This window comes from Pseudomonas kuykendallii (genome assembly GCF_900106975.1).
Taxonomy (GTDB): Bacteria; Pseudomonadota; Gammaproteobacteria; order Pseudomonadales; family Pseudomonadaceae; genus Pseudomonas_O; species Pseudomonas_O kuykendallii.
Genome location: NZ_FNNU01000007.1, coordinates 20,353 through 40,981, shown reverse-complemented (window position 1 = coordinate 40,981; position 20,629 = coordinate 20,353). Strand labels below are relative to the sequence as shown.

General features: G+C 67.4%; 23 protein-coding genes. 16 read left to right on the top strand and 7 right to left on the bottom strand.

Features of this window, described 5'->3' with window-relative positions; genetic code table 11:
- The first annotated feature begins 52 nt into the window (after positions 1-52).
- From BLV15_RS19565 to BLV15_RS22180, 3 genes are read left to right on the top strand one after another with little or no spacing between them, the layout of a single operon-like run.
- On the top strand, positions 53-931 hold the full coding sequence (locus BLV15_RS19565; RefSeq protein ID WP_090231398.1) for an SIR2 family protein: 879 nt from the start codon (positions 53-55) through the stop codon (positions 929-931).
- Positions 928-1,350: a hemerythrin domain-containing protein gene (locus BLV15_RS22185; protein ID WP_175534404.1), complete on the top strand. Its 423-nt coding sequence runs from the start codon at positions 928-930 to the stop codon at positions 1,348-1,350. Before BLV15_RS19565 ends, BLV15_RS22185 begins: the two co-directional genes overlap by 4 nt.
- Before the next feature lie 38 nt (positions 1,351-1,388).
- The gene (locus BLV15_RS22180; protein ID WP_175534403.1) at positions 1,389-1,946 is read left to right on the top strand and encodes a nitrogen fixation protein NifQ; all 558 of its coding nucleotides are present in this window, start codon (positions 1,389-1,391) and stop codon (positions 1,944-1,946) included.
- A 382-nt stretch (positions 1,947-2,328) separates the two neighbouring features.
- On the opposite strand, the gene BLV15_RS19555 is transcribed toward BLV15_RS22180, so the two are convergent.
- Genes BLV15_RS19555 through nifB form a run of 3 tightly spaced genes read right to left on the bottom strand, consistent with a single transcriptional unit; the run spans position 2,329 to position 4,559 of the window.
- Entirely contained in the window at positions 2,329-2,733 is a 405-nt protein-coding gene (locus tag BLV15_RS19555) for an ArsC/Spx/MgsR family protein (protein WP_090231396.1), read from the bottom strand.
- Entirely contained in the window at positions 2,730-3,011 is a 282-nt protein-coding gene (locus BLV15_RS19550) for a 4Fe-4S binding protein (RefSeq protein ID WP_090231395.1), read from the bottom strand. The genes BLV15_RS19555 and BLV15_RS19550 overlap by 4 nt, the downstream gene beginning before the upstream one ends.
- Before the next feature lie 60 nt (positions 3,012-3,071).
- Positions 3,072-4,559 (bottom strand): nitrogenase cofactor biosynthesis protein NifB, encoded by a 1,488-nt coding sequence (gene nifB / locus BLV15_RS19545; RefSeq protein ID WP_090231394.1) that lies wholly within the window; start codon positions 4,557-4,559, stop codon positions 3,072-3,074.
- Between the two features lie 343 nt (positions 4,560-4,902).
- Between nifB and BLV15_RS19540 the strand changes: the two genes are divergently transcribed.
- Positions 4,903-5,607, top strand: coding sequence for a Crp/Fnr family transcriptional regulator (locus BLV15_RS19540; RefSeq protein WP_090231393.1), 705 nt, complete (start codon positions 4,903-4,905; stop codon positions 5,605-5,607).
- Positions 5,608-5,689: 82 nt separating this feature from the next.
- Positions 5,690-5,995 carry a N(2)-fixation sustaining protein CowN gene (gene cowN, locus BLV15_RS19535; RefSeq protein ID WP_090231392.1) on the top strand — a complete coding sequence of 102 codons (306 nt, stop codon included), beginning with the start codon at positions 5,690-5,692 and terminating at the stop codon, positions 5,993-5,995.
- 69 nt (positions 5,996-6,064) lie between these two features.
- On the opposite strand, the gene nifA is transcribed toward cowN, so the two are convergent.
- Together nifA and nifL are read right to left on the bottom strand one after the other, a co-directional pair.
- Positions 6,065-7,612 carry a nif-specific transcriptional activator NifA gene (nifA, locus tag BLV15_RS19530; protein WP_090231391.1) on the bottom strand — a complete coding sequence of 516 codons (1,548 nt, stop codon included), beginning with the start codon at positions 7,610-7,612 and terminating at the stop codon, positions 6,065-6,067.
- Positions 7,605-9,149: a nitrogen fixation negative regulator NifL gene (nifL, locus tag BLV15_RS19525; RefSeq protein WP_090231390.1), complete on the bottom strand. Its 1,545-nt coding sequence runs from the start codon at positions 9,147-9,149 to the stop codon at positions 7,605-7,607. The genes nifA and nifL overlap by 8 nt, the downstream gene beginning before the upstream one ends.
- A 285-nt stretch (positions 9,150-9,434) precedes the next feature.
- Between nifL and rsxA the strand changes: the two genes are divergently transcribed.
- From rsxA to BLV15_RS19490, 7 genes are read left to right on the top strand one after another with little or no spacing between them, the layout of a single operon-like run.
- Entirely contained in the window at positions 9,435-10,016 is a 582-nt protein-coding gene (rsxA, locus tag BLV15_RS19520; protein WP_090231389.1) for an electron transport complex subunit RsxA, read from the top strand.
- Between the two features lie 11 nt (positions 10,017-10,027).
- A complete protein-coding gene (locus BLV15_RS19515) occupies positions 10,028-10,564 on the top strand; it encodes an RnfABCDGE type electron transport complex subunit B (RefSeq protein ID WP_090231388.1) in 537 nt (178 codons plus the stop codon).
- Between the two features lie 2 nt (positions 10,565-10,566).
- Entirely contained in the window at positions 10,567-12,006 is a 1,440-nt protein-coding gene (gene rsxC, locus BLV15_RS19510; RefSeq protein ID WP_090231387.1) for an electron transport complex subunit RsxC, read from the top strand.
- A complete protein-coding gene (locus tag BLV15_RS19505) occupies positions 12,003-13,079 on the top strand; it encodes an RnfABCDGE type electron transport complex subunit D (protein ID WP_090231386.1) in 1,077 nt (358 codons plus the stop codon). The genes rsxC and BLV15_RS19505 overlap by 4 nt, the downstream gene beginning before the upstream one ends.
- Positions 13,076-13,708 (top strand): RnfABCDGE type electron transport complex subunit G, encoded by a 633-nt coding sequence (locus BLV15_RS19500; RefSeq protein ID WP_090231385.1) that lies wholly within the window; start codon positions 13,076-13,078, stop codon positions 13,706-13,708. Before BLV15_RS19505 ends, BLV15_RS19500 begins: the two co-directional genes overlap by 4 nt.
- Complete coding sequence (locus BLV15_RS19495; protein ID WP_407072464.1) at positions 13,699-14,397, top strand: electron transport complex subunit E; 699 nt, start codon at positions 13,699-13,701, stop codon at positions 14,395-14,397. Before BLV15_RS19500 ends, BLV15_RS19495 begins: the two co-directional genes overlap by 10 nt.
- An 18-nt stretch (positions 14,398-14,415) precedes the next feature.
- The gene (locus BLV15_RS19490; RefSeq protein WP_090231383.1) at positions 14,416-14,700 is read left to right on the top strand and encodes an RnfH family protein; all 285 of its coding nucleotides are present in this window, start codon (positions 14,416-14,418) and stop codon (positions 14,698-14,700) included.
- 121 nt (positions 14,701-14,821) lie between these two features.
- Here BLV15_RS19490 and glyS read toward each other — a convergent pair whose 3' ends face one another.
- Together glyS and glyQ are read right to left on the bottom strand one after the other, a co-directional pair.
- A complete protein-coding gene (glyS, locus tag BLV15_RS19485; RefSeq protein ID WP_090231382.1) occupies positions 14,822-16,876 on the bottom strand; it encodes a glycine--tRNA ligase subunit beta in 2,055 nt (684 codons plus the stop codon).
- Positions 16,876-17,823, bottom strand: coding sequence for a glycine--tRNA ligase subunit alpha (glyQ, locus tag BLV15_RS19480; RefSeq protein ID WP_090231381.1), 948 nt, complete (start codon positions 17,821-17,823; stop codon positions 16,876-16,878). The genes glyS and glyQ overlap by 1 nt, the downstream gene beginning before the upstream one ends.
- A 176-nt stretch (positions 17,824-17,999) precedes the next feature.
- Between glyQ and BLV15_RS19475 the strand changes: the two genes are divergently transcribed.
- The 4 genes from BLV15_RS19475 (at position 18,000) to BLV15_RS19460 (ending at position 20,624) form a co-directional block, all read left to right on the top strand.
- Positions 18,000-18,554 (top strand): DNA-3-methyladenine glycosylase I, encoded by a 555-nt coding sequence (locus BLV15_RS19475; protein ID WP_090231380.1) that lies wholly within the window; start codon positions 18,000-18,002, stop codon positions 18,552-18,554.
- Positions 18,555-18,623: 69 nt separating this feature from the next.
- Positions 18,624-19,511, top strand: a complete 888-nt coding sequence (locus BLV15_RS19470; protein WP_090231379.1) for a lysophospholipid acyltransferase — start codon at positions 18,624-18,626, stop codon at positions 19,509-19,511.
- Positions 19,512-19,581: 70 nt separating this feature from the next.
- Positions 19,582-19,857, top strand: coding sequence for a PilZ domain-containing protein (locus BLV15_RS19465; RefSeq protein WP_090231378.1), 276 nt, complete (start codon positions 19,582-19,584; stop codon positions 19,855-19,857).
- A gap of 113 nt (positions 19,858-19,970) precedes the next feature.
- Positions 19,971-20,624, top strand: a complete 654-nt coding sequence (locus BLV15_RS19460; protein ID WP_090231377.1) for a 7-cyano-7-deazaguanine/7-aminomethyl-7-deazaguanine transporter — start codon at positions 19,971-19,973, stop codon at positions 20,622-20,624.
- Positions 20,625-20,629 lie beyond the last annotated feature (5 nt).

The window sequence follows — 20,629 nt, the reverse complement described above, 5'->3', positions numbered from 1 at the left end:
AGAGTTGGCGCCGGGTTTGCAATGGATCGATAAAACCCGGTGAGGAACCGTCATGACCCCCGAGCTCCCCGTAGAACTGATCGCCGCGCGCCGTGCCGGCACCCTGGTGCCGATGCTTGGACCGGCCGCGCTGGATGGCGTGGTCGACGCCCAGGGCCAGGCCATTCCGGCCGACAGCGAGAGCCTGATCCTGGCGCTGAACAACGGCCAGCCGATGGCCAAGAAGCTGATGTACGAGTTTCCCCGGGCCGCAATGAACGTCGAGCTCAAGCGCGGCCGCAGCGCGCTGGTGCGCTTCTTCGACGCCACCTACCGGGACCATGCCTGGAGCGCCTCGGCGCTGCATGGGCGAATCGCGGAGCTCGACCCGCCCTACGTGGTCGATTTCAACCGCGACACCCAGCTGCAGGATTTCTGGGCCACCCGGCCGCACCTGCTGGTGGTCGGCATCGCCCGGCTGAGCGGCGAGTTCGCCCGCTACCGGCTGTTCCAGCACGATGGCGAGGGTTACCGCGCGGTCGCCGAGGACACCCTCGATAGCAACCTGCCGGTGCTGTTCAAACCGGTCGGGGCGGCGCGCCCGGAATCGCTGTACGTCGCTTCGGACGCCGACTACGTCGACTACCTCACCGAACTGATGGGCGGCTTCGGCATGCCGGCGTTTCTCAAGCAGCGCCGCCTGGGCATGCAGTACCTGCTGATCGGCCTGCGCCTGAACCGCGACACCGAACGCATGCTGCTCTCCGACATCGTCTGGGGCGCCGGCGAACCCGCCGGCTGGGCCTGCATGCCGGAGTGTTCGGCCAAGGAGCGGCGTTTTCTCGAACGCGCCGGCTTCGTCGTTCTCGACCTTGCCCCAGAGCAAGTCCTGAACGGTTTGAGTACGCATCATGAACCCCTCGTCCGCCATCCCGCCGGAGCACATCCATGAGCCACGCTTCCTACCCGCTGCACCTGCACTACATGGGCCTTCCGGCTCTGGACAATTCCCGCCAGGCATTCTTCGGCCTGCTCGGCGCCCTGCCCTTCGCCGAGCGCGAAAACACCGCACTGCCGGTGATCGAGCGGATCATCGAGCGGGCCCGAGAACACTTCGCCCTGGAAGAGCGCTTCATGCAGGCGACCGCCTACGGCGAGCAACGCGAGCACTGCGAAGAGCACCAGGAAACCCTGGAGATGCTGCAACGCATGCAGGCGAGTTTCGGCCAGGCCAACGGCCGGCGCAGCCGCGAAGCGCTCTACCAGCGCGTGCTGCGCAACCTCGACGAACACATCCAGAGTCTGGACGCCTGCCTGGCGCTGCACCTGCAGCGTCCGCAAAGCTGGGAAGCGCAACAGCAGGTCGCCTGAAGGCAGTCCATTGCGTCGCGTTTCCCCGGAGGTCGCCCATGAGCGCACTGCACCTGAGCCGCCCCTTGCTGAATGCCGAACAGGTCTGGCTGGCGAGTAGCCACGGCCTGCCCAACGACCGCTGGCTGGCGCGCATGCTGGCCAGCCAGCGATTCGGCCACAGCGCCCTGCCGGACGGTCTGGGCCTCACGCCCGCGGACTTCGAGGTCCTGTTGCAGCGGCATTTCCCCGGCCTGGGGCAGGCCCCGGGCGCTGTGCTGCCGGCAGCCAGTCACCGGCGCGACGACTGCCAGGCGCTTGAGCAACTGCTGTTGAGCCACCGTGCCGGCAACGACCCCAGTGAAACCTGGATGGCCAGCATCCTCGCCCACGGCTGCCTGGGGGGCGATCACCTCTGGTACGACCTCGGGCTCTGGTCGCGCGACGACCTCAGCGCGCTGCTGGCGAGCAACTTCCCTGCCCTGGCCGAGCAGAACCGCTTCAACATGAAGTGGAAGAAATTCCTCTACCGCCTGCTCTGCGCCGGGCGTTACTGCCGCTCGCCGAGCTGTCAGGACTGCATCGAATTCAGCGAGTGCTTCGGCCCGGAAAGCTGAGCGGTCCATCGACCAGGTCATGGCCCGCTTGCGGGCCATAGGGTGGGCCGGGTGCAACCCGCGATCATCGTGTGGCAACGCGGATTCATCGGCGCTACGCGATGTGCCGATCGGGTCCGGTTCCTGATCATTTCAGAGCAGTGACGGCCACATAGGGTGGGCTTCAGCCCACCGTTTGCCCGGCCCTCCGCACGGCTGGCATCTCAGCCGTGCTTACCGCAGGCGCAGCCTTCCAGGCCGCTGCCGATGCTACCCGCCGGCAGCTCCAGTAGGGCTGTCCACCTGCCCGGCCTCGAAGCCCACCAGAAAGCGTTCGCCGCGTTGCCGCGTGTAGGGTGGGCTTCAGCCCACCGTTTGCCCGGCCCGCCGCACGGCTGGCATCTCAGCCATGCTTGCCGCAGGCGCAGCCTTCCAGGCCGCTGCCGATGCTGCCCGCGGGCAGCTCCAGCAAGCTGTCCACTTGTGCGGCTTCGAAACCCACCAGGAAGCGTTCACCACGTTGCAGCAGCGGCCTGCGGGTCAGCAGTGGTTCGCTGAGCAGCAGTTCCAGGGCTTCTTCGGCGCCGAGCTCCTGCGGGCGGATCTCGCCGGAGGCGACCCTCGGGGCGGTCGGGTTGAACCATTCGGCCACCGGCAGCGGTTCGAGGAACTGCAGCAGGCGTTCGGCCGTCCAGGCCTCGGCGCGCAGGTCGTGGACCTCGACCGGTACGTGCAGCGCGGCGAGTTGCTCCAGCTGACGCTGATTGCCTTTGCAGCCGGGCTTTCCATAGAAATGCAGGGTGGTCATCGGATGTCCTGGGGGATCGAGGATGGAAGCTCGCCGGCCGACAGCAGGATGCCGGTCAGCGAGCCGGGAGGATTCAGCGCATCACCCAGCTCGTCGAGGATCGCGCCCTCGATCGGGCAGATGCTCGCACACTGGGCTTCGTCGTGGTCGCCGACGCATTCGGTGCACTTGTCCGCATCGATGAGGAAGTGTGGCTGGGCCTGGTAGATCGCATCGTTCGGACAGACCGGAACGCAGGCCCAGCAGTTGACGCAGCTATCGATTATTTCCAGGGCCATCGGGGTTCTCCTCGGTGATCGGCGGCCCCTGTTCCGGGGCCTTCTTGGATCGGTGACGGGTCAGGCGCTCTGCCGCTGCTGGGCGACGTCATCGGTCAGCTTGCCGGCCTCGAGCAGCTCCTGGTAAAGCGCCAGTACGGCTTCCTCGATGGGCTCCAGGGCGTGTTCGCCGTTGGGCTGGATGCCGGCGTTCTCCAGTGCGCTCCAGGGCTCGTAGCCGACCTTGGCGCAGAGCACCGCGCGGCAGCCTTCCAGTGCGTCGATGATCTTCGCCAGCGCGCTTTCACCTTCGCCGCAGCTACTGTCGCCCTCGCAGTAGGGCGTTTCCACCCGGCGGTGGCCGATGAAACGCACGCCAGCGGGGGACGCTTCGTAGATCAGGAACTCGCGGGCGTGGCCGAAGTGTTCGTTGACCAGGCCGCCGCCCTTGGTGGCCACCGCCATCAGCGCGGTCGGACCGGACGCCTGCAGGATCGGCACCGGCGCGGGTCCGTGCTGGCGGCGCTGGGCGAGCTCCTCGGCGATATCGGCGTGAACCCGGGCGCGGGTTTCCATCGCCGCGGCGTAGTCGATTTCCATCGCGTCGATCTTGTCCAGGGTGAACTCCGCGCCACGGTCCTCGCCCAGCAGGCCGACCGCATCGGCACGGCACTGGCGGCAGTGGCGCATCATGTTCATGTCGCCGGCGCAGGCATCCTGCAGCGCCTGCAATTCGGCGTGGCTCGGTTCGCGCTGTCCGGTGAGGCCGTAGAAGGTGCCGTGCTCGGCTTCGGCGATCAGCGGCATCACGTTGTGCAGGAAGGCACCCTTCTCCTTGACGATGCGCGAGACCTCCTTGAGGTGCTCGTCGTTGACGCCGGGGATCAGCACCGAATTGACCTTCACCAGGATGCCGCGCTCCACCAGCATCTCCAGCCCGCGCTGCTGCTGCTCGATGAGGATGCGCGCGGCCTCGATGCCGCGGATGCGGCGGTTCTGCCAGAAGATCCATGGATAGATCTTCGCGCCCACCTCGGGGTCGACGCAGTTGATGGTGATGGTGACGTGGTCGATGTTGTGCTTGCTCAGCTCCTCGACGCTCTCCGGCAGGCTCAGGCCGTTGGTCGAGACGCAGAGTTTGATGTCCGGGGTCTGCTCGCTGAGCATGCGGAAGGTGTCGAAGGTGCGCTGCGGGTTGGCCAGCGGGTCACCCGGCCCGGCGATGCCGAGCACGCTCATCTGCGGAATCGCCGCGGCGACCGCCTTGACCTTCTTCACCGCCTGTTCCGGGCTGAGCACCTCCGACACCACGCCGGGGCGCGATTCGTTGGCGCAGTCGTACTTGCGGTTGCAGTAGTGGCACTGGATGTTGCAGGCCGGCGCCACCGCGACGTGCATGCGCGCGAAGTAGTGGTGGGCGTCCTCCGAGTAGCACGGGTGGTTGAACACCTTGTCGCGTATCGCCTCCGGCAGATGACCGAGCTGGTCATCGCTGGAACCGCACGAGTTGGCCGCGCAGCCGCCCGAAGGAGACGCCGGTGGGTCGTTGAACAGAACGGGCAGGTCCATGGACGCTTCCTCCGGGTGAGATGAAGCTCGGAGTGCAAGCGCTGTGCCGTTGCCTCTGTCGAGCGACAACCCCTTGTTTTCAAACGAATATCGAAAATCGCGCTGGCGCTTTCGGCGATCTGTGTGAACAACGCCCCACGTGCGATGGGAGGAATGTGAGGTTTGCGACAGGCCTGCGCCTTCGCGGCATCGGGCCTGTCGCCTGGCCCGCGGGCAGAGGCCGCCCAGGCGCCGGCTGGCGGGCCCACTGCGGCGGTTGGTCGCTAAGGCCGGCGACGGCAAGCTCCTTGCTGGTGATGCCGGGTGGTCGCCTCGCGCGACACTGCCGAACCGGAGCCCGCCGATGAACGATCACCAGTCCCAACGCCTGCTCGATGCCCTCTCCGAACCCTCGCGCGCCGCGCTGCTGGAAGGCTTCCGCGTGCGCCGCCTGGTGCAGGGCGAGATTCTTGGCGGCCCGCAGGAGATCCGCGACAGCGTGTTCATCCTGCGCAGTGGGCGGATTCGCGTGTTCCTCACGTTCGAGGACAAGGAGCAGACGCTGACCTTCCTCGAGCCCGGCGATATCTACAGCACCCACAGCCGCGCCTACCTGCAGGCGATCAGCGAGTGCGACGTGCTGGTGACCGAGACGCGGACCATGCTCGGCAAGCTGGCGGAGCTGCCCGAAGCCGCGCCGGTGGTGATCCGTGTGCTGGCGCAGTCGCTGGGTAACGCCATGCAGATCATCGAGGACCTGGCCTTTCGCGATGTCGAGGGGCGCCTGGCGCGCTTTCTCGACGGCATGCTGCTGCGCAAGGGCGAACTGGTCGACGCGCGCAGCTGGCGCCTGCCGCTGGCGCTGAACACCGAGGACATCGCCCAGTTGCTCGGCACCACCCGGCAGACGTTGTCGTCGCTGATCGCCCGGCTGACCCGCGAGGGCATTCTCGAGCGCGACGGCGGCGGCACCTTCCTCATCCACCGCGCCGACCTGCTGCGCGAGCGCAGCGGCTGGCGCTACAGCAGCTGGCGCGCGCAGGAAAAGCACGCGCTGTCGGCTGGCTGACAGACCGCGCCACGTCGGCTTCCTAGGATGGCCTTCCAGCGACCGCTCTCCCGCGACGGAGGGCCCCATTTCCGGAGGCAGCATGAACACCAGCGGCACCACGACCACCTACCGCAGCATCGCCGGTGAGGGCGACCTGCCCTACATCGATTGCGACCACTGCATCCGCCTGATCTACGCGCGCATCCAGCACCACATCGCCGAAGACGACGGCAACTGCGTGCTGTGCCGCTATTTCCGCGAAAAGCTCGGCGATCGCGACGGCTCCGAAGACGACGCCCGGCTGCTGCTGCACGCGCAGGTGAACATCATCCACGAGCTGTTCGAGCGGCGTCAGGACGACGAGGCGCAGACCCTGCTGTACCGGGTCGAGGACGATTGCTGCTGAGAAGTGCGAGCCTGCTGGCGATCCGCGCACGGCGATCGCCAGCAGGCGCTGCGGCGCCCTTCAGGTGGGTTACAGCTGCTTCACGCGGATGTTCAGCGTCTGGATGCGGTAGGCGATCTGCCGCGGCGTCATGCCCAGGAGGCGCGCGGCCTTGGCCTGCACCCAGCCGGCCTGTTCGAGCGCGGCGATCACCTTTTCACGTTCGTCGAGGCTATCGTCGTCCAGCGCCACGGGCTCGCTGCGGCCGACGTTGATCTGCTCGTTGATCCCGGTGAGCAGCACCTGGTCGCGGTCGATCAGGCCGTCGCTGGACATCACCGCGGCGCGCTCCAGGCTGTTCTCCAGCTCGCGTACGTTGCCCGGCCAGTCGTGGTGCATCAGCACCCGCCGAGCGGCGTCGGTGAGCTCCAGCTCGCGGCCCTGCAGGCGGGAGATTTTCTGGATGAGGAACTGGGCGATGTCCGGGATATCCTCCATGCGCTCGCGCAGCGGCGGCATGACGATCGGCATCACGTTCAGCCGGTAGTACAAATCCTCGCGGAACTTGCCCTTCGCCACGTCGCTTTCCAGGTCGCGGTGGGTCGCGGCGATCACCCGCACGTCGACCTTCAGCGTGCGGGTGCCGCCGACGCGTTCCAGTTCGCCTTCCTGCAGCACGCGCAGCAGCTTGGCCTGGAACGCCGCGGACACTTCGCCGATCTCGTCGAGGAACAGGGTGCCGCCGTTGGCCTGCTCGAAGCGGCCCTGGCGCTGGGTCATGGCGCCGGTGAAGGCGCCCTTCTCATGGCCGAACAGCTCGGACTCCAGCAGGTTCTCCGGCAGTGCCGCGCAGTTCAGCTTGATCATCGGCCCGCGCGCGCGCGGCGAGTTGTAGTGGATGGCGTTGGCGATCAGCTCCTTGCCGGTGCCGGTCTCGCCGCGGATCAGCACCGTTGTGTTCCACTTGGATACCTGGCGGACCTGGTCGAACACGTGCCGCATGGCGAAGGAGTGGCCGATGATGTTGTCGAAGCCGTACTGCGCGCGCACCGTCCGGCGCAGCTGGTCGCGCTCGTCCTTGAGCGCCTGCTTCTCGGTTTCCACTTCCCAGGCCAGGCGCACGCTCTGGCCGATCAGGTTGGCGACCATCTCGAGGAAGCGCCCGCGCTCCTCGAGCAATTGCAGGTGCACGGTGTTCGGTTGCGCGGCGAACACGCCGATGATTTCCCGGCTGCTGCGGATCGGCATACCGATGAACGCGCGTTGCGGATCGTAGATGCCCAGCCGCGAGAGAAAGCGCGGGTCGTCGCCCAGGCGCGGCAAGACCAGTCCGGCGCCCTCGACGAAGACGCTGCCGACGATGCCCTCGCCGGTCTGGTAGCGCACCCCGCCGACGGTCAGCTCCGGCATGCCCTGCACGGCATACACCAGCAGGCCGTCCTCGCCGGGCGGGGCGAGGCAGACCATGCCGCGCTCCAGGCCGCCGCGTTCGTGCAGCACCTGCAGCACCGAGCTGAGGGTTTCCTTCAGGTTGAGCGAATGAGAGAGCACGCGGCTGACCAGAAACAGGGTTTCCAGCTCGCCGGCGAGGATCGCCTGGAGGGTGCCTTGGTCGAGACGTTCGTTGAACTCAGACATAGGGGATCTGCACCCTTACCTGGCAGCCCTGGCCGGTCGCGGAGTCGATCTCGATCAGGCCCTCGTGGCGCATCACCACGTCCTGGGCCATGGTCAGGCCCATGCCGATGTGCGGCTGGCCGCGCGTCTTGGTGGTGAAGAACGGCTCGAACACGCGGCTCTGCAGCTCGGCGGCGATGCCCGCGCCGCTGTCTTCGATCAGCACTTCGACATGGTCCTCGCGGGCCAGCGTCGTCACGCTGATCTCGCGGGTGCCCTGGCGCTTGGCGTCGATGCCCTCGATGGCGTTGTCCAGCAACTGCTTGAAGAGCATGGTCAGCGAGGTCGGCAGGCCGTTGACGTTGGGCAGCAGCGACTCCGGGCGCCACTCGACGACGATGCCCAGGCCGAGCAGGCGCGGGGTGAGGATCCACAGCACGTTCTGCAGGATGGCGTTGAGGTTGACCGGTTGCAGCGGCTCCTGGGCCAGCGCCGGAATGCTCGCGTTCAGGTTGTCCAGGGTCATGCCGCCGACGCGCAGCACGTCATCGAACATCTTCTTCAGCGCCTGCTGGTCGAGCTGCGGCTGTCGCTCCAGCAGCTTGGCCGCGGCGGCGATCATGTTCAGCGGCCCGCCGAGCTGGTAGATCGCCCCGGACAGCGTCTCGCGCACGCTGCGCACGCGTTCCTGTTCGGTGAGCAAGGCGCGCAGGCCGCTGGCGCGGATGTGGTCCTGTTGGCGCTTGAGCTCGCTGATGTCCTGCACCACCAGCAGCATGTAGCGGTAGCCGCGGTTCTCGTAGAAGGCTTCGGCGCTGGTGTCCTGCTCGTCGATGAGCGAGCCGGCGCAGCTGAACCACAGCGGTTCGCGGTCCTGCCGGTCGATGCGCACTTCCAGCGGGGCGAAGCCGCTGGCCAGCGCGTTGACCCGGTCGAACGCCGGCACCTCGCGCTCGAGCGCGGAAAGGAGCAGTTGCGCCGGGTCCGGCGCGAGGTCGCCGATCAGCTTCTTGTAGGTCTGGTTGCTGAGCAGCACCCGTTCGCGCGAGTCGAGCAGCACCATCGCCACTTGCGCGGCGTCCACCACCGATTCGATAAGGGTCTTCTGGTTGCGCACCTGGCGTTCGAGTCGGTGCATCTCGGTGACGTCGCGGTGCATGCCCAGGTAATGGGTGATGTTCTGCTCCTCGTCGAGCACCGGGGTGATGGTCAGGTCGGCGAGGTAGCGAGAGCCGTCCTTGCGCCGGTTCACCAGCAGGCCGTTCCACGGCTTCTGCCGCAGCAGCTGCGCCCACATGCTTTCGTAGACGATCGGCGGGGTGACCCGGTAGGAGAGGATCGACTCGTTGCGGCCAATCACCTCCGGCAGGGTGTAGCCGGTGACGCGCTGGAACGCCGGGTTCGCATAGACGATGTGGGCGTGGGCGTCGGTGATGGAGATCGCCAACGCCGACTGCTCGACCGCCTGGCGGAACACCTGGGGCGGAAGCTGATCGTAATCGCCCGGTTCGCTCGGGACGGCTGACGGGTCGGAGTTCAGGGAGGTCGATCTGGACATGCGGGCGTGCTCGCTCACGGAGAGGACCCCGGATAAGGAGCAATAACCGTTCCATTGGTAGGGATATGCGCTAGTCCCCAATGCCGCAGCGGCGTGGCGCGCGGGCGGGCCCACATACAGACGCCCAGGGCTGTGTGCCATACCCGACAAAGCCCCAACCTTCGGGCCAAGCCTGACAGCTTCGCAATGCCCCCCGATTGGGCGCAGGCCCCGGATGACGGGGGCTCGCCGCACTTTTTTCGACTGGCACGGCACTTGCGCTGGGACAGCCAAGGAGGTGCACCCATGTCTGACTATCTGCTACTGCTGCTCTCGACCGCCCTGGTCAACAACGTGATCCTGGTGAAGTTTCTCGGCCTCTGCCCGTTCATGGGGGTGTCGAGCAAGATCGACAGCGCCCTCGGCATGGGCATGGCGACCACCTTCGTGCTCACCCTCGCCGCCGCCTGCTGCTGGCTGGTCGAGAACCTCATGCTGGCGCCGCTGGGGCTACAGTTCCTGCGCATTCTCGCGTTCATCCTGATCATCGCCACGCTGGTGCAGTTCACCGAGATGCTGGTGCGCAAGGTCAGCCCCGGGCTGTACCAAGTGCTCGGCATCTACCTGCCGCTGATCACCACCAACTGCGCGGTGCTCGGCATTCCGCTGGTCAGCGCGTCGAGCAAGGCCGGCTTTGCCGTCGCCCTGCTCGATGGCTTCGGCTCCTCGCTCGGCTTCACCCTGGTGATGGTGCTGTTCGCCGGCCTGCGCGAGCGCCTCGCGCTGGCCGATACCCCCGCGCTGTTCCGCGGCTCGCCGATCGCCTTCGTCTGCGCCGGCCTGCTGGCCGTGGCGTTCATGGGCTTCGCCGGCCTCGGCGGACTTTAAGGAGCACTCCCATGCTGATGACCGTAATGCCGCTGACCGCCCTCGGCCTGGCCCTGGGCTTCCTGCTCGGCGGTGCCGAGCGCCTGTTGCGCGTGCCGCGCGACGAACTCGAGGAGGAGCTGCTGAAGATGCTTCCCGGCAGCCAGTGCGGCCAGTGCGGCTACATCGGCTGCGCCGGCGCCGCGCAGGCGTTGGCCAAGGGCGAGGCACCGCTGACCCTGTGTCCGCCCGGCGGGCGCGCCGTGGCCCAGGCGCTGGCCGAGCGCCTCGGCGTGGAGATGAACCTCGCCGACATGCCCGACGACGTGCCGCGCGTGGCGCAGGTGCTCGAGCACCTGTGCATTGGCTGCACCCGCTGCTTCAAGGTCTGCCCCACCGACGCGGTGATGGGCGCCGCCAAGCAGTTGCACCAGGTGTTCGGCGACGCCTGCACCGCCTGCGGCAAATGCCAGGCGATCTGCCCCACCGAGGCGATACAGCTGACCCCGGTGGCCCCGAGCCTGCTGACCTGGGGCTGGGAACGGCCCCTGGCGACCCGAGAGGTATGAGGATGAAATGGAATCGTTGGCGCGGCGGGGTCCATCCGGCCGGTCGCAAGGAAGAGTCCAGCGCGCAGCCGATCCGGCGCCTGCCGCTGCCCGAACTGCTGTTCATCCCGCTGCAGCAGCACGTCGGCGAAATGGCCATGCCGGTGGTCGGCGTCGGTCAGCGCGTGCTCAAGGGCCAACTGCTGGCCGCCGGCCAGGGCAACATCTCCGCACCGCTGCATGCGCCGACGTCCGGGCTGGTGCGCGCCCTCGGCGAATACTCGGCGCCGCACCCGTCCGGGTTGCCGCTGCCGACGCTGGTGCTGGAAGTCGACGGCGACGATCGCTGGGCCGACCTGGAGGTCGCCGCCGATCCCTTCGCCCTGGCGCCGGAAGACGTCTGCCGGCGGGTGGGCGAGGCCGGCATCGTCGGCCTCGGCGGCGCGACCTTTCCTTCCGCGGTGAAGCTGGAGCTGAGCCTGCGCCGCGGCATCGACACGCTGGTGATCAACGGCGGCGAGTGCGAGCCCTACCTGACCAGCGATGACCTGCTGATGCGCGAGCGCGCCGCCGAGGTGATCACCGGCGCGCGGCTGATCCGTCATGCCGTGCAGGCCCGCCAGGTGCTGCTGGGCGTCGAGGACAACAAGCCCGAAGCTCTCGCCGCCCTGCGCCTGGCCGCACTCGGCACTGAAGTCGAGGTGCAGTCGGTGCCCAGCCGCTACCCGATGGGGTCGGACAAGCAACTGGTGAAATGGCTGACCGGCCGCGAAATCCCCGCCGGCGGCCGCGCCGCCGACGCCGGCGTGCTGGTGCACAACGTCGCCACCGCCTACAGCGTCGCGCGCGCCCTGGTCCACGGGCAACCGCTGGTGTCGCGCATCGTCACCCTGGCCGGTGGCGCGATGGCCCATCCGGGCAACTGGGAAGTGCCCTTCGGCACCCTCATCAGCCGCCTGATCGAAGGCGCCGGCGGCTATCTGCAAACCCCGGCACGTCTGGTCATGGGCGGGCCGATGATGGGCATGCAGCTGCCACGTGCCGACGTGCCGGTGGTCAAGGGCTGCAGCGGGGTGCTGGCGCTCTCCGCGGCGGAAGTCGCCGAGCGCGCGCCGGAGCCCTGCGTGCGCTGCGCCAACTGCGTGCGCGGCTGCCCGCAGGGGCTGATGCCGCTGGAAATGGCCGCCTACATCCGCAACGGCGACCTCAAGGGAGCGCAGGCCCTCGGCCTGAAGGACTGCATCGGCTGCGGCGCCTGCTCGTACATCTGCCCGTCGAATATCCCCCTGACCCACTACTTCAACTACGCGCGCAACGAGCTGGCCACGATGGCCCGCCAGCAACGCAAGCTGGACGCCACGCGTCGGCTCGCCGAGCAGCGGGAGGCCCGCTTCGCCCGCGAACAGGCGCGGCTGGCGGCGCGTCGCGCGGCGGCCATGGCGCAGACGGAGAAAAGCCAATGAGCGAGACCAGCGTGGTCCACGGGCCACACGCCCACGCCGGGCCCAGCCTGCGGCGGATGATGCTCGAGGTGATTCTCGCGCTGCTCCCCGCGACCCTCTACGGCTTCAGCCAGTACGGCTGGCCGGCACTGTTCCTGTTCCTCACCTGCGTCCTCTGTGGGCTGATCATCGAGGCGCTCTGTCTGCGCCTGCAGAAACGCCCGCTGCGCGCTCTCGGCGACGGTTCGGCGCTGCTCAGCTGCTGGCTGCTGGCGCTCTCGTTGCCGCCGTGGGCGCCCTGGTGGGTGGCGCTGGTCGGCGCGCTGCTGGCGATCGGCCTGGTCAAGCAGCTGTTCGGCGGGCTGGGACAGAACCTGTTCAACCCGGCGATGGCGGCACGCGTGATCCTGCTGATCGCCTTCCCGGTGGAGATGACCCGCTGGGTGCAGCCGCTCGCGCTGGGCAGCCTGCCGGCGCCGGGTTTCCTCGAGTCGCTGCAGATCACCTTCGGCGGCGCGCAGACGGACGCCTACAGCTCGGCCACCCTGCTCGGTCACGTGAAGACCGAGCTGAGTCGCGGCACGCTACTGAGTGACGCGCTGGCGGACATCTACCGGCCGCTGCAGGCGCTGCTCGGCGAGCGCGCCGGCAGCATGGGCGAAAGCTCCAGCCTGCTGCTGGCGCTGGGCGGCTGCTTCCTGCTGGCGCGCCGGGTGATCACCTGGCAGGCGCCGCTGGGATTGACCCTCGGCCTCGCCCTGCCGGCGCTGGTGATGTACCTGATCGATCCGCTGCGCTACGCCAGCCCGCTCTATCACCTACTCTCCGGCGGCTTCATGCTGACCCTCTGGTTCATCGTCACCGACCCGGTGACCTGCCCGGCGTCCGCCGCCGGGCGGCTGCTCTTCGGCCTGCTGTGCGGCGTGCTGATCTACCTGATCCGCACCTACGGCAGCTATCCCGAGGCGGTGGCCTTCGCCCTGCTGCTGATGAACGCGGCGACCCCGCTGATCGACCGTTACCTGCGTCCGCGCATCTATGGCCGTAATCGCCAGGGTGCCGCCCTGCAACCATTCAACCGGAGGGCGCCATGAACTGGCAGCGTCTGCACGGCTACCTCAGCTACCAGAGCCTGATGCTCGGCGCCGTGGTCCTGGTCACCTGTGCCGCCCTGGGCTGGGCGGCGCAGCGCACGCACGACCCGATCCTCGCCGCCGAGGCTCAGGACCTGCGCAACAACCTGTCCCGCGTGCTGCCGCACGGCAGTTACGACAACGACCTGCTGCAGACCCGCGCGCAGATCGACGGCCCGGAAGGCCCGCTCGACGTCTACCGCGCCACGCTGCAGGGCAAGCCGGTGGCGGCGATCTTCGCCGTGCACGGGCGCGGCTATGCCGGTGACATCGAGGTGCTGCTGGCCATTTCGCCGGAAGGTGCGCTGCTCGGCGCACGGGTGCTCAAGCACAAGGAAACCCCGGGGCTGGGCGACAAGATCGACGTCGAGAAGAACCCCTGGATCACCCGCTTCCAAGGCCTTTCGCTGGGCAATCCGCCCGTGGAGCGCTGGGCCGTGAAGAAGGACGGCGGCGACTTCGACCAGTTCGCCGGCGCCACCATCACCCCGCGCGCGGTGGTCAAGGAAATCCGTGAGGGCCTGGAGTTCTTCGCCAGCCATCGCCAGCAACTGTTCGGCGAGACCCTCGCCGCCGGAGAATCGCAATGAGCAACTACCTGCGCATCGCCCAGGACGGACTGTGGAGCAACAACATCGTGTTCGCCCAAGTGCTCGGCATGTGTCCGACCATGGCGGTCACCGGCTCGGCGACCAACGGCCTGGGCATGGGCCTGTGCACGACGCTGGTACTGGTCTGCGCCAACCTGCTGGTGTCGATGATTCGCCAGGCGGTGACCGAGGCCATCCGCATCCCGGTGTTCATCGTCATCATCGCCACCCTGGTGACGCTGCTGGACATGATGATGAACGCCTGGGCCCACGCGCTGTACCAGGTGCTCGGCCTGTACATCGCGCTGATCGTCGCCAACTGCGCGGTGCTCGGCCGTTCGGAAGCCTTCGCCTCGAAGAATGGCGTGGTCGCCTCGACCCTCGACGGCCTGTTCATGGGCCTGGGCTTCACCTTCGCGCTGACCCTGATCGGCGCGATCCGCGAGCTGATCGGCAACGGCACGCTGTTCGCCGACGCGCACCTGCTGCTCGGCTCGTCGTTCGCCTTCCTCGAGACCCAGGTGATCCCCGACTACAAGGGCTTCCTGCTGATGATCCTGCCGCCGGGCGCGTTCTTCGCGCTGGGCTTCCTGCTCGCGCTCAAACGCTGGATCGACCAGCGCCAGCAGGCACGCCAGGGCATCCAGGCCGTACCCGCCGCCGCGCTCGGCGGCGGTGGCTGCCACTGACTTTCAGGGAGCAATAACATGCAGATCGTCGTTGCTTATGCCGAGGCCAACAACCAGGCCTGGCTGGAACTGGACGTGCCGGAGGACTGCTGCGTGCGCGACGCCATCGAGCGTTCGGGGGTGCTCAAGCGCTTCCCGGCGCTGGACCTGGCGAAGAGCAAGGTCGGCATCTACGGCAAGCTGGTGAAGCTGGAGGCTCCGCTGCAGCCGGGCGACCGCGTGGAGATCTACCGCGCCATCCTGGTCGACCCCAAGCTGGTGCCGCGGCGCAAGATGGACGATGACGACGACGATGACGATTGAGGCCGGCGGGACGGGTTTAGCCGTCCCCTGAACCGCATTCGGCACGGCGTGCCGTAGCAGCCGGCGTTTCCGCCGGCTTCGGCGCGCAGCAGGGGCAGCCGCGTGGCGGCAACCCCCTTCCTCACCCCAGCAGCGAAATGTCCGCCACGCCAAGGAACAGCCCGCGCAACTGCGCCAGCAGTGCGTAGCGGTTGGCGCGAACCGAGGCGTCCTCGGCGTTCACCAGCACTGCTTCGAAGAACGCATCCACCGGTTGGCGCAGTGCCGCCAGGCGCGCCAGCGCCTCGCTGTACTGCCGCGCCGCCGCCATCGGCCGGACCGCCTGGTCGGCCTGTTGCATCGCGGCGTACAGGGAGAACTCGGCGGGGTTGTCGAAGTAGTGCGCCTGGACGCCGGCTGGCAGCGTGCCGTCGAACTTGCCCAGCAGGTTCGACACGCGCTTGTTGGCGGCGGCCAGGGCAGCGGCTTCCGGCAGGCGGCGGAACAACTGCACCGCCTGCACGCGCTGGTCGAAGTCCAGCGGCGAACCCGGTTGCAGCGCACGCACCGCCTGGTAGGCGGCGACGTCCACGCCTTCGTCCTCGTAGCGCGCGCGCAGGCGGTCGAAGATGAAGTCGAGCACCTGGGCATCGAGGCCGCTGGCTTTCACCTGGCCGCCGAACTGGCGGATGGCGAAGGCGACGGTCTCGTTCAGGTCCAGGTCCAGGCCCTTCTCGATGAGAATGCGCAACACGCCGAGGGCGGCGCGACGCAGGGCGTAGGGGTCCTTGCTGCCGGTGGGCAGCATGCCGATGCCGAAGATGCCGACCAGGGTGTCGAGCTTGTCGGCCACCGCCACGGCGGCGCCGGTCAGGGTGGTCGGCAGCTCGGCGCCGGCGCCGCGCGGCATGTACTGCTCGTTCAGCGCGAGAGCCACGTCTTCCGGCTCGCCGCCGTTGAGCGCGTAGTAGTAGCCGGCGATGCCCTGCATCTCGGGGAACTCGCCGACCATCTCGGTGGCCAGGTCGCACTTGCTCAGCAGGCCGGCACGCGCGGCGTTGCGCGCATCGCCGCCGACCCGTTCGGCGATGAACGCCGCCAGTTTCGAGACGCGAACGGCCTTGTCGTAGACGGTGCCGAGCTGGGCCTGGAAGACCACCTTCTTCAGCCGCTCGTTGAAGCTTTCCAGCGGCTGCTTCTTGTCCTGCTTGAAGAAGAACTCGGCATCGGTGAGGCGCGGGCGCACCACCTTCTCGTTGCCGGAGACGATCTGCGCCGCGTCCAGGCTGTCGATGTTGGCGACAGTGATGAAGCGCGGCAGCAGCTTGCCGTGGGCGTCCAGCAGGCAGAAGTACTTCTGGTTGTCCTGCATGGTGGAGATCAGCGCTTCCTGGGGCACGGCGAGGAAGCGCTCCTCGAACGAGCAGACCAGCGGCACCGGCCATTCGACCAGCGCGGCAACCTCGTCGAGCAGCGCCGGCGGCACGATCGCGGTGCCCTGCTCGGCCGCGGCCAGTTCGCTGACGCGGGCGGCGATCAGCGCGCGGCGCTCGGCGAAGTCGGCGACCACGTGGGCGCCGCGCAGCGTCTCGGCGTAGGCGGCCGGGCTGGCGATGGTCACCGCGTCGGGGTGATGGAAACGGTGGCCACGGCTCTCGCGGCCGGCGGTCTGGGCGAGGATCTCGCAGTCGATCACGTCATCGCCGAAGAGCATCACCAGCCATTGCGTCGGGCGCACGAACTCTTCCTTGCGCGCCGCCCAGCGCATGCGCTTGGGAATCGGCAGGTCGTTCAGCGAGGTCTCGACGATGCCCGGCAGCAGGCCGATGGCGGGCTGGCCGGGGATGCTGCGGCTGAACTTCAGCTTGGCGCCGCTGCGGTCGACCTCGGCGAGGTCGACGCCGCATTTCTTGGCGAAGCCCAGCGCCGCGGCCGTGGGGTTGCCTTCGGCGTCGAAGGCGGCCTGGATCGGCGGGCCGTCGAGGTTGACGCTGCGGTCCGGCTGCTGGCTGTCCAACTGCTCGACCAGCACCGCGAGACGCCGTGGCGCGGCGTAGACGCGCGCGGAAGCGTAGCCGAGGCCGGCGGCCTTGAGGCCTTTTTCGATGCCGGCGAGAAAGGCATCGCCGAGGCTTTTCAGCGCTTTCGGCGGCAGCTCTTCGGTGCCCAGTTCAACCAGGAAATCCTTGGCGGTCATTATTCGGCCTCCTTCAGCTTGGCCAGTACTTCGTCACGCAATTCGGGAGTGGCCATCGGGAAGCCGAGGCGCGCGCGGGCCTGCAGGTAGCTCTGCGCCACGGCGCGGGCGAGTGCGCGAACGCGCAGGATGTACTGCTGGCGCGCGGTCACCGAGATGGCGCGGCGGGCGTCGAGCAGGTTGAAGGTGTGCGAGGCCTTGAGGACCATCTCGTAGGTCGGCAGCGGCAGCTCCAGCTCGATCAGGCGGTTGGCCTCGCTCTCGTAGAAGTCGAACAGCTCGAACAGCTTGTCGACGTTGGCGTGCTCGAAGTTGTAGGTGGACTGCTCCACCTCGTTCTGGTGGAACACGTCGCCGTAGGTCACGGTGCCGAACGGGCCGTCGGTCCAGATCAGGTCGTAGACCGAGTCGACGCCCTGCAGGTACATGGCCAGGCGTTCCAGGCCGTAGGTGATCTCGCCGGTCACCGGGTAGCACTCGATGCCGCCGACCTGCTGGAAATAGGTGAACTGGGTGACTTCCATGCCGTTCAGCCAGATTTCCCAGCCGAGACCCCAGGCGCCGAGGGTCGGCGATTCCCAGTTGTCCTCGACGAAGCGGATGTCGTGCACCAGTGGGTCGAGGCCGATGCGCTTCAGCGAGCCGAGGTAGAGCTCCTGGAAGTTTTCCGGATTGGGTTTGAGCACCACCTGGAACTGGTAGTAGTGCTGCAGGCGGTTGGGGTTCTCGCCATAGCGGCCGTCGGCCGGACGCCGGGAAGGCTGCACGTAGGCGGCGTTCCAGGTTTCCGGGCCGATGGCGCGCAGGAATGTGGCGGTGTGGAAGGTGCCGGCGCCCACTTCCATGTCGTAGGGCTGCATCACCACGCAGCCCTGCTCGGCCCAGTACTGCTGGAGGGCGAGAATCAGATCCTGAAAGGTGCGCACGGAGGGCTTGGTCTGGCTCAAGAAAGATCACCCATTGAGGCTGCGACGAAAAACCGGGGAGTATACCGAAGCCGCGGGCATCCCGCAGGGCGCGCAGCCCGACGTCGGTCGTCGAGCGCGAATCGCCACTCGACACCTGTTTTTTTAACCAGTGTCTTGGCTATAGTGTCCAGCCCTTCCCCCTGAGGTTCACGCCCATGCCGCGCTGCTTCTGGTGCACCGACGATCCCCTCTACATCGCCTACCACGACGAGGAATGGGGTGTGCCGCAGCGCGATCCGCAGCGGCTGTTCGAGATGCTGCTGCTCGAAGGCTTCCAGGCGGGGCTGTCGTGGATAACCGTGCTGAAGAAGCGCGAGCGCTACCGTGAGGTGCTGTTCGGTTTCGATGCCGAGCGCCTGGCGCGGATGACCGATGAGGAGATCGAGGAGCGCATGCAGGACCCCGGCATCATCCGCAACCGGCTCAAACTGCAGGCCGCGCGCCGGAATGCGCAGGCCTGGCTGAAGCTCGAGGACCCGGTGACGCTGCTCTGGTCGTTCGTCGGCGGCCAACCGAGGATCAACCGCTTCGACGGGCGCGGCGACGTACCGGCGGTGACCGCGCAAGCCGAAGCGATGAGCAAGTCGCTCCGGAAACTCGGCTTCACCTTCGTCGGCCCGACCATCTGCTATGCCTACATGCAGGCCACCGGAATGGTGATGGACCACACCCTCGAATGCGATCGTCATAGCGCTCTGTCAATGAACTGATACCTCGGTGGCGCTGAAAGGCGTGGGCGAGACGGGTACAATGCGGGCCTTTGAAAATCGGAGACCGTTGTGGAGAAGTTCAAAGGCGCGTTGGTCGTAGGCTTCCTGCGCCTGTTCGCGCTGCTGCCCTGGCGCGTGGTGCAGGGGCTCGGCGCATTCATCGGTTGGCTGATGTGGCGCCTGCCCACCGATACGCGCGAAGTGGCGCGGACCAACCTGAGCAAGTGCTTCCCGGAACTGGATGCCGATGCGCTGGAAAAACTCCTGCGCCGAAGCCTGATCGACATCGGCAAGACCCTCACCGAAAGCGCTTGCGCGTGGATCTGGCCAGCGAGCAAATCGCTGGCGCTGGTGCGCGAAGTCCAAGGGCTCGAGGTGCTGCAGCAGGCGCTCGCCTCGGGCAAGGGCGTGGTCGGCATCACCAGCCACCTGGGCAACTGGGAAGTGCTCAATCACTTCTACTGCGCGCAGTGCAAACCGATCATCTTCTACCGCCCGCCAAAGCTCAAAGCGGTCGACGACCTGCTGCAACGCCAGCGCGTGCAGATGGGCAATCGCGTTGCGCCATCTACCCGCGAAGGCATTCTCAGCGTGATCAAGGAAGTCCGCCGCGGCGGCGCCGTAGGGATTCCCGCCGACCCCGAGCCGTCGCTTTCCGCCGGCTTCTTCGTGCCCTTCCTCGGCACGCGGGCGCTGACCAGCAAGTTCGTCCCCGGCATGCTCGACCACAAGAAATCCCAGGGCGTGTTCCTCCACGCGCTGCGCCTGGAAGACGGCTCCGGTTACCGGGTAATCATCGAGGCGGCGCCGGAGGCCATGTACGGCGAGGACGTCGAGGCGGCGGTGGCGTCCATGAGCGAGACCATCGGCAACTACGTGCGCACCTACCCCAGCCAGTACATGTGGACGATGAAGCGCTTCAAGAAGCGCCCCGAAGGGGAGGCCCGCTGGTACTGAAGTGCCCTCCGGGCTGGGCGTGACGGGCGAACTGCGGTATTAAGTGGCCACCATGCCGAGGAAGCTGCTCATGTCCAATCAGCGTCGCCATCCGCGCATCCCGATGAAGTGCAGAATCAAGGTCAGCCATGAAAGCTTCGGTGAACTCATCGCGCAGACCCGCGACCTCTCCGATGGCGGCGTCTTCATCCGTCACCCGGAACTGGTTGGCCTCGCCACCGGCACGCTGATCAGCGGCCAGGTGCAGGACTTGCCGATCGAGGCGCCGGTGCTGAGGATGCAGGTGATGCGCGCGGACGGCGAAGGCGTCGGCGTGCGCTTCATCCTCGACGAAGAGGCCGGCTAGGCCACCGCTCGCCGGCCTGCCGACGAAAACGCTTACCAGCACGCGACACTGCGGCTAGAATGCCGGCCGCTGAAATGGGTTCCCTCACCCCATCACTCCAAAAAGGACGCAAGATGCCGACGTTTTCCTCATCGGCCCGCCGCGCGACGCTGGCCGGTCTGATCGCTTTCCACATCCTCATCATCATCGCCAGCAACTACCTGGTGCAGCTGCCGATCTCGCTGTTCGGCTGGCATACCACCTGGGGCGCGTTCAGCTTCCCGTTCATCTTCCTGGCCACCGACCTCACCGTGCGTCTGCTCGGCAAGGAACCGGCGCGGCGGGTGATCGCCAAGGTGATGCTGCCGGCGTTGGTCGCCTCCTACATCGTCTCGGTGCTGTTCCACGATGGCGCCTTCGGCGGCTTCGCCGCGCTGGGCGAGTTCAACCTGTTCGTCTTCCGCATCGCCCTGGCCAGCTTCCTCGCCTACGCCTTCGGCCAGTTGCTCGACATCCAGGTGTTCGACCGCCTGCGGCGCATGCGCCAGTGGTGGATCGCGCCGACCGCCTCGACCATCCTCGGCAACCTGCTGGACACCTTCGTGTTCTTCTCCATCGCCTTCTGGCACAGCAGCGATCCGTTCATGGCGGCGAACTGGGTGGAGATCGCCAGCGTCGACTACGCGATCAAGCTGACGGTCAGCCTGGTCCTCTTCGTGCCGCTCTACGGGATTCTGCTGAACTGGATCGTGCGCCAGCTGCCGCGCAGCCCGGCGCTGTCGTCCTGATCCGC